This window comes from Marivita geojedonensis, from assembly GCF_002115805.1.
Classification (GTDB): domain Bacteria; phylum Pseudomonadota; class Alphaproteobacteria; order Rhodobacterales; family Rhodobacteraceae; genus Marivita; species Marivita geojedonensis.
Genome location: NZ_JFKC01000003.1, coordinates 1 through 13,293, shown reverse-complemented (window position 1 = coordinate 13,293; position 13,293 = coordinate 1). Strand labels below are relative to the sequence as shown.

At 57.6% G+C, this 13,293-nt stretch carries 15 protein-coding genes; 6 read left to right on the top strand and 9 right to left on the bottom strand.

Annotation, left to right across the window (positions count from 1 at the left end; genetic code table 11):
* Positions 1 to 6: 6 nt before the first annotated feature.
* The 8 genes from tssG to tssA form a co-directional block, all read right to left on the bottom strand.
* Positions 7 to 1,050 carry a type VI secretion system baseplate subunit TssG gene (gene tssG / locus MGEO_RS05120; protein WP_085635646.1) on the bottom strand — a complete coding sequence of 348 codons (1,044 nt, stop codon included), beginning with the start codon at positions 1,048 to 1,050 and terminating at the stop codon, positions 7 to 9.
* On the bottom strand, positions 1,014 to 2,894 hold the full coding sequence (gene tssF, locus MGEO_RS05115; RefSeq protein ID WP_085635645.1) for a type VI secretion system baseplate subunit TssF: 1,881 nt from the start codon (positions 2,892 to 2,894) through the stop codon (positions 1,014 to 1,016). Before tssF ends, tssG begins: the two co-directional genes overlap by 37 nt.
* 6 nt (positions 2,895 to 2,900) lie before the next feature.
* Positions 2,901 to 3,398, bottom strand: coding sequence for a type VI secretion system baseplate subunit TssE (gene tssE, locus MGEO_RS05110; RefSeq protein ID WP_085635644.1), 498 nt, complete (start codon positions 3,396 to 3,398; stop codon positions 2,901 to 2,903).
* On the bottom strand, positions 3,391 to 4,224 hold the full coding sequence (locus tag MGEO_RS05105) for a type VI secretion system accessory protein TagJ (protein ID WP_085635643.1): 834 nt from the start codon (positions 4,222 to 4,224) through the stop codon (positions 3,391 to 3,393). The genes tssE and MGEO_RS05105 overlap by 8 nt, the downstream gene beginning before the upstream one ends.
* Positions 4,225 to 4,285: 61 nt before the next feature.
* Positions 4,286 to 4,774: an Hcp family type VI secretion system effector gene (locus MGEO_RS05100; RefSeq protein ID WP_085635642.1), complete on the bottom strand. Its 489-nt coding sequence runs from the start codon at positions 4,772 to 4,774 to the stop codon at positions 4,286 to 4,288.
* Positions 4,775 to 4,861: 87 nt separating this feature from the next.
* A complete protein-coding gene (gene tssC, locus MGEO_RS05095) occupies positions 4,862 to 6,355 on the bottom strand; it encodes a type VI secretion system contractile sheath large subunit (protein ID WP_085635641.1) in 1,494 nt (497 codons plus the stop codon).
* A gap of 3 nt (positions 6,356 to 6,358) precedes the next feature.
* Positions 6,359 to 6,880, bottom strand: coding sequence for a type VI secretion system contractile sheath small subunit (gene tssB / locus MGEO_RS05090; protein ID WP_085635640.1), 522 nt, complete (start codon positions 6,878 to 6,880; stop codon positions 6,359 to 6,361).
* A 69-nt stretch (positions 6,881 to 6,949) separates the two neighbouring features.
* Positions 6,950 to 7,996, bottom strand: a complete 1,047-nt coding sequence (gene tssA / locus MGEO_RS05085; protein ID WP_085635639.1) for a type VI secretion system protein TssA — start codon at positions 7,994 to 7,996, stop codon at positions 6,950 to 6,952.
* On the opposite strand from tssA, the gene MGEO_RS21835 reads away from it, so the two are divergent.
* Positions 7,995 to 8,120, top strand: coding sequence for a hypothetical protein (locus MGEO_RS21835; protein WP_269845876.1), 126 nt, complete (start codon positions 7,995 to 7,997; stop codon positions 8,118 to 8,120). The genes tssA and MGEO_RS21835 overlap by 2 nt on opposite strands.
* Positions 8,121 to 8,228: 108 nt before the next feature.
* On the opposite strand, the gene MGEO_RS05080 is transcribed toward MGEO_RS21835, so the two are convergent.
* Positions 8,229 to 9,353, bottom strand: coding sequence for a methyltransferase domain-containing protein (locus tag MGEO_RS05080; protein WP_143746233.1), 1,125 nt, complete (start codon positions 9,351 to 9,353; stop codon positions 8,229 to 8,231).
* 389 nt (positions 9,354 to 9,742) lie between these two features.
* Between MGEO_RS05080 and MGEO_RS05075 the strand changes: the two genes are divergently transcribed.
* The 5 genes from MGEO_RS05075 to MGEO_RS05055 are packed head-to-tail and all read left to right on the top strand — an operon-like array spanning position 9,743 to position 13,192.
* The gene (locus MGEO_RS05075) at positions 9,743 to 10,165 is read left to right on the top strand and encodes a hypothetical protein (protein ID WP_408607486.1); all 423 of its coding nucleotides are present in this window, start codon (positions 9,743 to 9,745) and stop codon (positions 10,163 to 10,165) included.
* 1 nt (position 10,166) lies between these two features.
* On the top strand, positions 10,167 to 10,790 hold the full coding sequence (locus MGEO_RS05070; protein WP_085635637.1) for a MotA/TolQ/ExbB proton channel family protein: 624 nt from the start codon (positions 10,167 to 10,169) through the stop codon (positions 10,788 to 10,790).
* 10 nt (positions 10,791 to 10,800) lie between these two features.
* Positions 10,801 to 11,244 carry an ExbD/TolR family protein gene (locus tag MGEO_RS05065; protein ID WP_085635636.1) on the top strand — a complete coding sequence of 148 codons (444 nt, stop codon included), beginning with the start codon at positions 10,801 to 10,803 and terminating at the stop codon, positions 11,242 to 11,244.
* Positions 11,241 to 11,657 carry an ExbD/TolR family protein gene (locus MGEO_RS05060; RefSeq protein WP_085635635.1) on the top strand — a complete coding sequence of 139 codons (417 nt, stop codon included), beginning with the start codon at positions 11,241 to 11,243 and terminating at the stop codon, positions 11,655 to 11,657. The genes MGEO_RS05065 and MGEO_RS05060 overlap by 4 nt, the downstream gene beginning before the upstream one ends.
* Positions 11,654 to 13,192: a DUF4384 domain-containing protein gene (locus MGEO_RS05055; protein ID WP_085635634.1), complete on the top strand. Its 1,539-nt coding sequence runs from the start codon at positions 11,654 to 11,656 to the stop codon at positions 13,190 to 13,192. Before MGEO_RS05060 ends, MGEO_RS05055 begins: the two co-directional genes overlap by 4 nt.
* Positions 13,193 to 13,293: the final 101 nt, after the last annotated feature.

Below are 13,293 nucleotides of genomic sequence, written 5' to 3'. Positions count from 1 at the left end.
TTTCTTCTAGGCCGCAAGGGCATCTTGCAATGGTACGTCCGTCAAAGGTGTCATGAACAAATCCGCAACTTCTGCGGGGTGATCTTCCGATCCGATCCAGCTTGTCAGACCCAGCTGGGTCGTAGATCCGAGTTGGGCCTGTGGTACGTCCTCTCCACGCACCACGAGGTTCACATCCCAATCGAGCTGATCGCCCACATAGTTGCGCACGATGGCGCGCAGCCGCCTCAGCGCAGGTGTTCCCGGAAGAAAGCGCTTGTATTCCTCAAGTGTCAGCGGACCAATCCGCAGCCGGAACTTTGAGGAATGGGACCAGACCCGTTCTCCGATACAGGCCGTAGTGCCGAGACCTCCAAGACCGCCCAGTTGCCAACGGTCATCCGGCTCCAGCGTGAGCCACGCGCCAACGAATTCCTCAAGAGACACCGGAGCATCGAAGAACCCGCCGATGACCGCGACCAGTCCCTCGGCGTTCTTGGGAGCCGCCGAAAGAACGCCAGCAAAATGGCGTTTTGCGAGATCGGGCATCGCATCCCGGTCCCGCAAGTGATCTCCGAAAAACCCACCCAGCGCGCCGATTTTCTTTTCCGTCTCGGTGTTCTCGCCGCGGTCAAAGGCCGGGGCGGGCTGGCCCCGCACCCAAGCGCGGTAGAGCAGTTCCATCGGGCGATGGGTCAACATGTCCGCGAACGCGACGAACGTCGTGTCCTTGTGATTGGTTTTTCGCCCGCGCGCGTATTCCGTCAGGTGCAGCGGAAGCGGACCATGCGGGCCAAACAGTCCGAAGAACAGGTTTCGAAGTCTTGCCGGTTGATCCGCCGTCTGCGGATCGAACGCGTGGATCGTGGACTTCGGGAAGGCCAGCTCAGGTTCCTGTCCGAACCTGACCTTTTCCTGTCTCGGTCGGCGCGCGGTTCCAAGTCGAGGCTGGTCGGCGAAATGCGCTTCGAGAACACGCATCGCAAAGAAAATGTGGTGGGATTGGGGGTCGCGGACCAGTCTCTCGAAATGAGTCAGATCACGCGGTTCGTCCCCATCTTTGGTGACCATCGCGCAATCTCTCCCCTTTGCTGAGTCTTTATGACTGTTTCCGTGAAACTGTTTATTGTCGAATACTTGCGGAAGAACCGCTCGAGCACCGACCCCATTGTGTAGATGGAACTTCCCTCAAACAGGCTCTCGTCAAATTCCATTGTGATCTCGAGTCCCCGGACCGCAGTCGACAGCACGCCATCATGAATCCGACGGACGATTGGCCGGGTCTTTACGGAAACGATGCCTTCCAGCTGGCGCTCCATCGCGCTGTCTCCGATGGGTGTGTAAAGCCCGACCAGTTCACGCAGAGCCGCTGCTCCACCTCCGGGCGATTCCGTTTCGTCTGAAATCGACAGGTAATTCAGGCTCAGATGGCTGACCGCGCGCCACGCTGCGTCGCCCTGCGCGATACAGGTGCGGGGCTTCGTCGGACCGATCAGGGTCCTGATTGTTGAAACCGGGCCGCCTTCGGGCAAGTGAAAGACATTGTCGACACCCGACGGCAGCAGCATCGGCAAATCCCGATTGGTGACCATCGCTTCGACCGCCAGTTGGCCCATGTCGCCGGGATACGGAGCTTCGTTCGCGTCGACGACGGACAGGTAGCTTTCCGAGCCAAGGTAGTTCGTTCGGACACCTCGAAGGGCTTCGCTTTCGCTGCGCTGACGCAGATGGCGGGTGTGGGTGTAATACGCGGACCCTCCCCCTCCGGCGGCGGTCAGTTCATCGGATGAGTAGAACGCCTTGAGCGGAAGATCGTCCTTTCCTTCCTTCCGGATGCCCGTGACCTTGGTGATCGAAAAAATCTCAAAGTCCTTGGGCGCGGTGCGGTCTGCAACCACATGATGCTCGGTCGTGCGATGGCTGATGGGAACCCTGTCGCATCGTTTTGGAAAGAGGTTGATCGCCGGCACACAATGCAGCTTGAAGGCTTCGGGGGTCACATTCGGCGCGATCTCGGATTTGTTGTCGCGCAACAGCATGTAGATATCCATGCTGTCCCCGGTCGCGCGCTGTAGCGGCGCGGACAATCCCGCAACCTCGATGAAGAGGTTCCGCTCGGGCATGGCGAAGAATTCCTGCAGCAACCGGTAGCCATCGAACGACGGGCGTGGAGTCGGCAAAAGCGCTTCTTCCGGTTCCAACCCGCGCGACCGGACCGGCGTCGCCAATGGCGCAGTCCAGTCATCTCGACGGTCAACGGACCGCGCCACCACAGTCGATGGCCGGGCGCAGAGCATCTCGAAGATCGTCCAGCACGAACTGACCTGCCCGCCAAGAAAGAACGTCAGTCTGTTGAACGGCAATTCCTTGATCGGCAGCCCGCCATGGCGTTTGAGACGAAGTCGGATTGCAGCCCGCGCCTTTGGATCGGCAGCAACACCCGCTGCCACCAAAGCGCCGCGGCCATCGATGTATTCCGCTTCGCTGACCACGACCGGCCAAAGCTCAAGGTCATGCGCGGTGCGGAATTGACAGGGCTTCTGTGCCCCCGGCACCTGTTTAGATCGCAGGACGGTTTGACGAGGAAGCGTATACCCGCTGGCAACGTCGGCGTTCTCCATGTCGGGCGTCAACTCGGCAATCATCATTGACGGCGTCGGCGCAAGGAAGTGCGGAAAAACGACGTCCAGCAGATGGTTCGTGAACGCCGGGTATTGCAGTTCCAGCTCAAGCTGGACCCGTGCCGTCAGAAATGCAGTGCCCTCGAGCAGGCGCTCAACGTAGGGGTCGAGAATCTCCAGCCCGTCCATCCCGAGACGCGAGGCGATCTTGGGATAGCTCTTGGCGAACTCCGCCCCCATCTCGCGCAGAAACGCGAGTTCGGTTTCGTAATGTCTGAGCAGCCGGGTATCCATGTCTGGTTACCCTCCGTACTCGAGCGAGACATGCCCGGTGGTGGTGTCAAACTGGCTGCGCAGATACAGCTCACTCGGAACGGGTTCGGCCCACATGTCCGCCACGATATCGAAGACAATCAGCGACTCGCGCTTTTCGTCTTCCGTCCGACCGATCACGCTCAGTGTTCCATCGATCAGACGCGGCTCGAACAACTCGACCGCGCGACGGATGGCGTCTCTGACCGCAACAGCCCGCTGCTTGTTCGCGAAATCCCCGGTGGAATCCGGCACGCCATAGTTGACCACGGACCGCACAACGTTGGGATATCGTTCCGCGTCCAATTCGGTGTCGAGGTTGCCGGTGTTCAAAAGCCAGGCCAAGTCCCGCTGAATGATCTCACGCAGCTTGCGAATGTCGATCACGCGATCAGACGGATTTTCCGATGTCTTTTCAGGGTTTTCATCGGTGAGGCGGTCAAGAATGGACGGCTGAAGCCGGTCTGTCAGTGTGCGGTCAGCCATCAACCCCGACCTCGCCTTCGGTATCAGCCGACACCGGGGCAAACTGGAAGTTGCGCGTGTCCATGAGAGACACCTCGGTTTTATCCGTTGTCAGCAGACGCTGGCCCAGGCCGGCATACGTGTCACTGCCAAGGTCTTCCCATTCCGTGACGCGGGAAAGTTTCATCGCGTCGCTGCCGCGTTCGGCTGTTCCCGGATACCGCGTCGGGATCAACCCAACCAACTCGCCACCATTCTTCAGGGTCAGGTTCGCCCCTGTCCAGACCGTGTCACGCAGGTCCGCCGGCGGTTCGATTCTGAGACTCGAAAGCACATTAAAAGGCATCCAGAAGTATTTGCCATTAATGATAATTTCGAGGACTGGCCCCAGCCTCATATCCGCATCTGCGATCCATTCAAAATCTGTTTCGTCCAACGTACCCGCCGTGGTTGGCGCTTTTTCGAACGCCTCGTCGCGGAGTTCCGCTGCGCGGTCGGGTTTGCCCTGCGCCAAGGCTTTGAGCCCCTGCGCAAGAAGCGCAACCCAGTCCTGCGGTTCGCCAAAGATCAGCGGGTCCTTGTCCCCTGCAAACACCTTTTCACGAAAAACCTCGCAGATAATCGCCTCGCGATAGGTCTGCGCCATCGGCAGAGCCGATGCATCAAGCTGAGCCGACAGTTTCAACTGCGCCACGGCGCGTTTCCAGTCGCCCATCACACACAGCAACTGGAAAAGGAAAATCCGCAGTTTCGCATCGTCCGGATTTGCCCGAACGCTGTCCTGTAGGCTCGCCAATGCGCCGGTCAGGTCACCGGCCTTAAGTAGTTCGGTCGCTGAATTTTGCACAGGCGAGCCTCCATTAAGTGATGTCGGCAAAGAGTTCGAATACTTTGAGACGCTGTCGCGATCACATCTCTACGTTTGCGCCGATATCCCACTTGAAGTCTTTGTCTGGGTCGCCAGAACCATCTTCTTTCTGCTTCACATAGGTCCATTTGACCTTTTCGAAGTTCAGAGTGACATTCTCCGTCAAACGGTCTTCGCCTCCGGAACCGCCGGTGGAAATGGACGTCACCAGAACGTTCTTCATCTCCATCTTGATGTATTCCAAGGGCTTTTTGCCGGCCTTACGCACGATCAGTTTGGCTTCGGGGAAATGGTCTCCATTCGCACATTTCAGCATGAGGTCTGGTGATGAACTGTCCACCCACTTCGTGCAGCTGATGTCCTGATAATTCGCTTTGCCGGAACCACCGCCACCGCCGACATGGAATGTTCCGGAGTTACTGATACCCCAAGACCAAGCCAAGAGATCGATCCCACTTTCGCCTTTGTATTTGTCGTCCTTCGTTTCGCCTGGCGCACCCTTGATGATCAAAAACATATCAACGGCCATTGTGTATCTCCTTTCTTAAGATGTGCGGAAAACCCGCGATTGTATGAAGTTTTTGGCCGCAGCGATCACCCGCTGCGGCCATTAGAATTATTGCTTCTCAGAAGGCAGTTTCGAAACCAGCCGTAGCGATACAGACAGACCTTCAAGCTGGTAATGCGGCCGCAGGAAGAATTGGGATTTGTAGTAACCGGGGTTCTCCGGATCCGCCTGAACCTTGACCTCTGCCGCAGCCAGCGGCTTTTCGGCCTTGGTCCGTTCACTGGACGTTTCCGGCGAGCCATCGACATATTGGATGATCCAGTCGTTCAGCCAGCGCTCCATGTCCGAACGCTCTTTGAACGATCCGATTTTGTCCCGAACCATACACTTGAGGTAGTGGGCAAACCGGCAGGTGGCGAAGAGATACGGCAGGCGTGCGCCAAGATTGGCGTTTGCTGTCGCATCCGGATCCTCGTAGACGGCTGGTTTGTGCAGCGATTGCGCACCGATGAACGAGGCCTGGTCGGTGTTTTTCCGGTGCAGCAGCGGCATCAGGCCCGCCTTGGCAAGTTCAGCTTCGCGCCGGTCACCGATCGTCACTTCGGTCGGGCACTTCATATCAACGCCACCGTCGTCCGTCGGGAAGGTGTGCGTTGGCAGGTTCTCGATCGTACCGCCCGATTCAACGCCCCGGATCCGGCTGCACCAGCCGTATTCCTTAAAGGACCGGTTGATGTTGAACGCCATACCGTAAGCCGCGTTCACCCAGGCAAACTTGCTTGAATCGCCATCGCCGGTGTCTTCTTCGAACGCGAATTCCTCGACCGGGTTCGACTTGGCGCCGTACGGCTGACGTCCGAGGAATTTCGGCATCGCCAGACCGATATACTTGCTGTCCTCGCTGTCGCGGAGGCTCCGCCAGCCGGCGTATTCGGGCGTCTGGAAGATTTTGGTCAGATCGCGCGGGTTTGCCAATTCGCTCCAGCTTTCGAAGTTCATCAGCGAGGGTGCCGCTGCAGCAAGGAACGGGGCGTGCGCGGCAGCACCGATCTTGGCCATTTCGCCCAGCAGTTCCACATCGGGCGGGGTGTGGTCGAAGTAGTAATCCCCGACCAGACAACCATAGGGCTCGCCCCCGATCTGGTCGTATTCCTCGCCGTAGAGCTTCTTGAAGATCGGTGACTGGTCCCAGGCCGTGCCTTTGAACTTGCGCACCGTCTTGTGCAGATCCTTTTTCGAGATGTTCAGAACGCGGATCTTGAGCATCTCGTCGGTTTCGGTGTTGTTCACGAGGAAGTGCAGTCCGCGCCAGGCGCTTTCCAACTGCTGATATTCCTCGTGATGGATGATCTGGTTGATCTGTTCGGACAGCTTCCGATCGATCTCTGCAATCATCGCCTCAAGCGACAGCAGAACATCTTCGGAGATCAGGCTCGCATTTGCCAGAGCCTGCTCGGCAAGTGTCTTCACCGCCGTTTCAACAGCTGATTTGGCAGAATCCGTGCGCGGCTTGAATTCTTTCTGAAGAAGGCTCGCGAAATCGGATTCAGAGGCTTCGGTTGCGCCAGCCTCGACCTGTGCTTCTGTTGCTTGTTCAGCCATGACTTATCCCTCGTCTTTCGCCGCATCATCCCCATCGGTCGGAGCAGCCTGCGCTGCCAGCGACTTCAGAAGCGCCGGATCGTTCATCGTTTTCGAAATAAGCTCTTCCGCGCCGGGCTTGCCGTCCATGTAGGTCATGAGGTTCGAAAGCTCGTTGCGGGCTGCCATCAGCTTGCGCAGAGGTTCTACCTGCTTGGCGATCGCAGCCGGTGAAAAATCGTCCATGCTTTCGAAGGTCACATCGACAGAAAGGTTGCCTTCTCCTGTCAGGGTGTTCGGGACCGTGAACGCGACACGGGGCTTCATCGCCTTCATGCGGTCGTCAAAATTGTCGACATCGATTTCAAGGAACTTTCGATCAGCAATACCCGGCTGTTCGACCTCAGACTTGCCGGCAAGGTCCGACATGACGCCCATCACAAAGGGAAGCTGGATCTTCTTCTGGGAGCCATACAACTCGACGTCGTATTCGATCTGCACCCTGGGTGCGCGATTTCGCGCAATGAACTTCTGAGAACTGGACATATTTTATTTCCCCATCTGTTGTTCGATATTCTTTATTTTTTATCCGGTCGCCGTGTTCAGCGTGCCGGTTTACCAACTGTCGTCTTTAGCCTCCGGTTCGGCAGCTTGCGGTTCCTCCTGAACCCCGCTGATAAGTTTCACATTGTCTGCACCCGATGGCGCGAGATCTTTAATGATTTCCATGAAATCTGCGCCGACCAGCCGCTTTGCGCGCTTGAGAAGGATAGGCAGCGGGCTGGAAGGCTCGTTCCGAGCGTAATAATCGATGATGCGATCCAACGCAGCGGTCACATCCGAACGTGTTGCAATCTGACCGGGCGCGCCGCCTTCGCGCGCCGCCGGCTGGGCCGCCCCGCCCGCCTCGGGCGCCGCGTCCTCGACCGTTTCCTCCGGAGCATCCGTGGCAACATGTTTGGAAAGAACCTTCACCATGGTGCCCAAGACCTTCTGCAGATCTTCCAGCGCAGGACCAAAACCCGGGGTCTTTTCGATAAAGATCGCGTCAATCGCGTTTACATCCTCCAACGCAGACGATGCCGCATTGAAATACGCTTCCAGTTCTTCATCTGCGGTGTCGGTAAAAGCCGCCTCGATCTCGCTTGTGGACATCGGGGTTTCGTCGTCCGACGGTGACAATTCTCCATTGGCAATGTCGATATCCCGAAGAGTCACACGCCCGAGCACCCGGCTGTTGGTCAGCGGGGCCGCAGTACGCAGACCACGCACAACGGTCGATCGCGCTCCAAGACCCGACACCGCGTTGATGCGCATCATGGGATCGTCGTCGTCATCCTCGTCCAACTGGGGATGACATGTCTCCCAGAACTCGTCGAGGCAGCCACGGATGTACGAGGTCATCTCTGCCAAACCGGGCAAACCGTTCAGGCGGACTTCGCAGTCAGCAAGATACACGGCCGCGCGGATATCGTGGCTGCGTTCCAGGATCACGCGCGCCTTTGCGGCCAAGTCTTTGTAGTCGAGTTCACCAGCTTCGAGGATCTGGTCTCCGGCCTGCCGCTCTTCTTCGGGTTGCCCCGCAAGCTCCATTGCGATGAAGTCCGGGTCGTACTCCAAGTTCTCGCCGCTGGGCGCATCTTCCCCGAGAGATTTGAGCATGTCTGACAACGTGGCAGCCCTTAAATACAAAAAAATCAAAACAGCCCGAAAATGGGCAACAAAACTACGTCAAGGTTATCAAGTCTTTGTGAAAAATCCAGCACTAGAATCTGACCTTGCGTAAATTTCTTCGACAATCCGAGGAGAAATGCAAGTGCTACGGCAAAGTCGGGTCAAAGGGATCGGACGCCGCAGCAATCGAAACAGCACTCACCAAACACAGGGTTCCGCATTACACTGGTTGAAGAAACCGCTCGACTTCGTAGCCTGAATTCCTCGCAGCCGACAGCAAGGGTGACCAGAGGTTTTCAATGTCCCCCGGCGCATCACGCACAACCGCAACGCCGGTCTTGGCAGCGCGCCTGCGCAACCTGTCCGCCGCAGTCTGAGAGGTTTTTGCGACGTAGACATGACCGTCCACATGCCCACATTCGAGCCCTTTGTAGCGGTGGGCAAATCCAAGATACGGCGCGATCAGAATTGCCCCTGGCTTTGCCATGTCGACGATGCGTTTCTCCATTTCGATCAGCTTTTCTTCATCCCGGATCGGACGATAAAAATAGACGACCTCGAAATCGCCGTATCCCTCGAAAAGCAGCGCATCCGCCTCAAACACGTTCGCGCGTTCAACGTCCCCGCGCCTCATCAAGTCCTCCGCGACCGAGACATAGGACGCCTGAAAATCGAAGCCGCTGACCTCGTCAAAATAACGAAGCGCGGTCAGAACTTTGAGTCCCCCGCCACATCCGACGTCTAAGAACCGTTTCGGGCCCGAGTGATCCATGGCGATCAAAACGCGATAAGCCGCGTGCAGATGCTGATGGAATTCGCTGTTCGGCAATGCGATGTCCGCGAAACAGCCCGCACTTTGTGCGCTTTCGGACTGGCGTTCGGGGTTCAGAATACCATGCAACCAGTCAAACACCTCATCGCTGGCGGCGACCTGACTGCGGTGGGTTTCAGGAATTGTCGCAGGATACAGCGGAATCCGTTTGTTGCGCTCCCTGACCTGCAACTGAACAAGGTTCCGGATCAGCGTCCACCGGTTCAATTCAACTCGTGTCAGGCTGAGTTGGGCGGAAAAGCTGCCCCAGAACCGTCGCAGATACAGGAGTTCATCACGCGACTTGGCTTCCGCTTCCTGCTCCATCCTTATCTTATTGGCACGATGCGCGAAGGCTTCGAAGTTTCGCACGGCAAGATCAAGTTGCGCGCAGATCGAGTGGGCCTTCAGATCGTTCATGCCCTCCCGTTTCAACAATTCATCTGCAAGAACCTGTACCGTGTCCCTGACAGACGCTCGAATATCGCGCAGTTCTGTCGAGATTTCTGACAGATCCTCCGAAGTCTCAAGCATGCGTCTCTCCAAGATTTCAAACAATAGAATCAAAATATTGCGCGATATGGATTCGTCATTCGCGACGTCCGCTTCGCGACCGATCAAACGAATTATCCACGCTGCCACGCACCCCAAGTGTTGGCGTAAATCCGGTTCCAGTCCAGCATAATGTCCTCTTTCTAACGACTGGCCCGATCACGTCAGATCGCCATGAAACGGCCGGGGTTGACCGAATTCCATTCTTCGCGTTTGCTTGACCCACACCAACCACAGAATTGGGGAAAGGTCAGATTTACAACGCCAAATGCGCACCCTCATTCTGAATTAATAGAAACAATAACATATACTTATAAGTTATAATTAATCAAAAACCTGAAGTTTATCAGGGCAGTTTTCGGGAGGTCACCTTGAACAAAATCACCACCAGCCTTGCGGTCGCATGTCTCTGTTCGGTCCCGCCTTTGGCTTTCGCGCAATCCGGATCATTGTCTGTGGAGCTCAACAAATTCGAACCCGGCGAAGCCAACGGATGCCAGGCCTATTTCCTGTTTCGCAACGACACGGGCAAGAGTTTCGAAGGCTTCGAGATGAGTCTCGCCATCCTCGACGCCAACGGTGTTATCGACCGGTTGCTGTCCATCGACGCGGCGCCCCTACCGGTTCAGCGGACCACGCTGAAGCTGTTCGCAATACCGGATATCGATTGTGGAAACATCTCGGAAATCGTTCTGCACGACATGCCCGTCTGCAAACCGCAGAACGAGGACAACACGGACTGCTTTGAATTCCTCGAACTCGGAAGCAAAGCCGACGCAGCGCTGGTGAAGTGAGATGCCTTCATCACTGTCGGATATCGGCACGGGTGGTCCGATCATTCTTCTTCTGCTGATCCTGTCGGTCTTTTCACTGGCTCTTATCGTCTACAAGATCATCCAGCTGTGGCGCGTCACCGCCAATGCCCCTGCTCGCGAGTCAGCATTGAGCAGCTATGAGTCCGGCAACTTCGCAGAGGCCCGCAAGGCGGTCGAAAACGGTCCCGCACCGGCAGACCGCGTTCTTGCATTTGCCATCAAAGCCCTGAACGACGGCAAGTCAGGCCCGCCCCTCATGACTGAGCTGGTGCGGCGCGGAAACGAAGAGTTCTCGCGCATGACCAACCATATCCGCCTGCTCGAGTTGATTGCGATGATCTCGCCTCTGCTTGGATTGCTGGGAACAGTGCTCGGAATGATTCAGTCATTTCAGGAACTTGAACTTGCACAGGGGGCGGCGAACGCATCGGTTCTTGCCGGTGGGATCTGGCAGGCACTTTTGACGACGGCAGCGGGGTTGCTGGTGGCGATACCGGCTGCGGTCGGTGCAACGCTGCTGTCTGCGCGAGCCGAACGCGGGGCGCAATTGATAGAAGGCGCTGTCGCCCAATTGATGCTGATTGCCGGTCAGCCAACCACATGAGGCCGGTCTGATGCAGGACCCGTCAATATCGATCCTCAAACGGCACAAGCCGCCGCGCGCGTTGATTTCGCTGGTGCCGATGATCGATGTCATGCTGATCCTGTTGGTCTTCTTCATGGTGACCTCCACCTATCTGAATCTCGATATGATTCCTGCGGTGGAGCGTGTGGATGACGCCTCAACGTCGGACGGATCCAGCGGCAGCACCGGCACTGCCACGACCATAATGATACGACTTGGTGCAGATGGCGTGCCAACAACGCAGGGTCGTGGCTTCGACCTGCCAGCTCTTGAAGCGCTGTTTCTTGAAAGGATGGCGAGCGGCGATGATCTGCGCGTTCTTGTTCTGCCATCCGGGGCCGCTGACATGCAGGCGTTGGTTTCGGTGATGGATGCCGCGACGCGGGCTGGTGTCACCAATCTTCGGGTTGTCAGACTGGAGGTCGCGGAATGAAACTGTCGCGGCCTGTCACCCGCCAACCACCGGAAACCATCGTTGCCCTGATCGACGTGGTGTTTTTTCTATTGGTGTTTTTCATGCTGATTGGGCGCATGGATGCGACAGCACCATTCGATGTGGCCCCACCAACGGCGGCAACCGGCGCAAACATGCCTGCCGGTGGCATCACGATTTCTGTATCGGAAGGGGGCAACATAGCCGTGGACGGTGTTCTGGTGGACCGAAACGCGCTTGACGACACGGTTAAGCCCCTCATTGCGCAGGATGCCAATGCATTGGTCAGGATCAACGCGCACCGCGAAACGGAATTGCGTCACGTTCTCCCGCTGGTCAATCGCATGGAAGCGCTTGGCGCACAGGATGTGGTGCTGGTCGTGACGCCTGAAACATCCCCTCCATCGCAATGATCCGGGCGACTGGAATCTGGGGTGTTGCCACGGCGATATCCGTTCTGACCCACATTGTTGGTGGCTACGCGCTCTTTGCCGCCGTCATCCCTGATGAGGTGCCGGACCAACCCCTGCCGGAAACGGAGCTGGAGCTCGCAGCCTACCAGGTCAAGCGCACGCAAGCGGCTGAAACGGAACCGCAATCCGATCAGGCAGCCTCCGGCAATACGAGCGGCACCGCCCTGAGCCAAGGCAGCATCGCCAGTTCACGGGCCGAGCCCCGCCGCCCCGTGGGCGAAACCGGCGTACCTTTGCAGACTGACGGAGCGCGCGTGACATCCGCCGCGCCACAATCAGCACCTCTGAGCGAGGTTTCCGACGCGGCGGACAGGGTAGAAGCACTAGCCACTCAAAGCCCGCCGCTTCCGGCGATTTCGGCAGTTTCGGACACGTCCAACCCGCTGCGCGTTTCTTCAGAAACAGTGGAAACGGGACGTGTTCAGGCGCAGGCGCTGACGGCGGCAGAGCCCGCAACTGCACCACTTCTGACCGCGGCACAGCCTGCGGTTCTGGTGTCTGGCGCAACCGAGATTTTGGCTTCCGTATCCCCTGCAATTACGATGCAGGCGGCGTCCGCGCCGGAAGCGCTCGCCTCGGTTTTACCCGTCGTGCAACAAGCCGTCGCACCGGAATCCGCAGTGACTTTGGACCCGCCTGCAGAACGGAGCAAAGCGGCGTTTGCCTTCCAGGGGGAAGGCGGCAGCGCCGTTGACCCTGTGTCGCTGTCTGCGTTTCAGAGTTTCATGGAGCCGGGAGACCTGAGCGGTGCCGCTGCAGACGTCCGGGACGGCATCAGCGGAGTTCTCAGCGCGATCCCCTGCTCTCGCCTGCAAGTCGAGTTCGATCCTGAGAACAACGCTCTGCTGGTTTCCGGCCATGTCCCCGAACCATCGCTCCGGGGCGCGGTTCTGTCGTCCATGCAGGCCAAGATGGGTCGCGACATTCCGGTGCGGGACAACCTCCTGATCCTGCCCCGTCCACAATGTGGCGCACTGTCAGGCATCGCCAGCGTTGGTCTGCCCCAATCCACAGATCAGATCACCAACCCCCTTCTTCTGGGCGAAGACACACATGCTCGTGAATTCCACTATTCCGAAGGGCAGCCACTGGTCATGCGTTTACAGGGGGCGGACTACGACGCCTTTGTCTATGTCGATTATTTCGACGCCAACGGCAACGTTCTCCACCTCTTGCCAAATGAATTCACACCTATGGAACGGACAGCCGCGAAATCGGCGGTGCAGATTGGTTCAGACACCATTCTGGAACCCGGACAACCCGGCCTCTATATCGAGATCGGTCCGCCCTTTGGACAGGAAATCGCCGTCGCGTTTGCCGCATCCGAGCCTCTATATGATGGTGTCAGGCCCTTGGTGGAACCCGCCGAACCTTACCTTGACTGGCTCAGGGACCAGGTCGCGGCGGCGCGGTCCGCCAATCCGGATTTCAAGGGAGAGTGGGTCTATTTCTTCGTTTCGACATCTGAAAACTGACCCGCCAACGGCACAGGGTTACCCTGGGGCAACACCAACCTTGCTTTGAGTCCCTGCCCGGCTTAGCGTTTTGGGCAACGCCGTCACGCGTGGCCTTAGGG

Bases quoted from the DNA above. Each gene is read 5' to 3' on its own strand.
- MGEO_RS05060 (WP_085635635.1), top strand. From the start codon at position 11,241: ATGAAACTGTCGCGGCCTGTCACCCGCCAACCACCGGAAACCATCGTT.
- tssF (WP_085635645.1), bottom strand. From the start codon at position 2,894: ATGGATACCCGGCTGCTCAGACATTACGAAACCGAACTCGCGTTTCTG.
- MGEO_RS05055 (WP_085635634.1), top strand. From the start codon at position 11,654: ATGATCCGGGCGACTGGAATCTGGGGTGTTGCCACGGCGATATCCGTT.
- MGEO_RS05080 (WP_143746233.1), bottom strand. From the start codon at position 9,353: ATGCTTGAGACTTCGGAGGATCTGTCAGAAATCTCGACAGAACTGCGC.
- MGEO_RS21835 (WP_269845876.1), top strand. From the start codon at position 7,995: ATGTCTGACAACGTGGCAGCCCTTAAATACAAAAAAATCAAAACAGCC.
- tssA (WP_085635639.1), bottom strand. From the start codon at position 7,996: ATGCTCAAATCTCTCGGGGAAGATGCGCCCAGCGGCGAGAACTTGGAG.
- tssB (WP_085635640.1), bottom strand. From the start codon at position 6,880: ATGTCCAGTTCTCAGAAGTTCATTGCGCGAAATCGCGCACCCAGGGTG.
- MGEO_RS05065 (WP_085635636.1), top strand. From the start codon at position 10,801: ATGCAGGACCCGTCAATATCGATCCTCAAACGGCACAAGCCGCCGCGC.
- MGEO_RS05070 (WP_085635637.1), top strand. From the start codon at position 10,167: ATGCCTTCATCACTGTCGGATATCGGCACGGGTGGTCCGATCATTCTT.
- tssC (WP_085635641.1), bottom strand. From the start codon at position 6,355: ATGGCTGAACAAGCAACAGAAGCACAGGTCGAGGCTGGCGCAACCGAA.
- tssE (WP_085635644.1), bottom strand. From the start codon at position 3,398: ATGGCTGACCGCACACTGACAGACCGGCTTCAGCCGTCCATTCTTGAC.
- MGEO_RS05100 (WP_085635642.1), bottom strand. From the start codon at position 4,774: ATGGCCGTTGATATGTTTTTGATCATCAAGGGTGCGCCAGGCGAAACG.
- tssG (WP_085635646.1), bottom strand. From the start codon at position 1,050: ATGGTCACCAAAGATGGGGACGAACCGCGTGATCTGACTCATTTCGAG.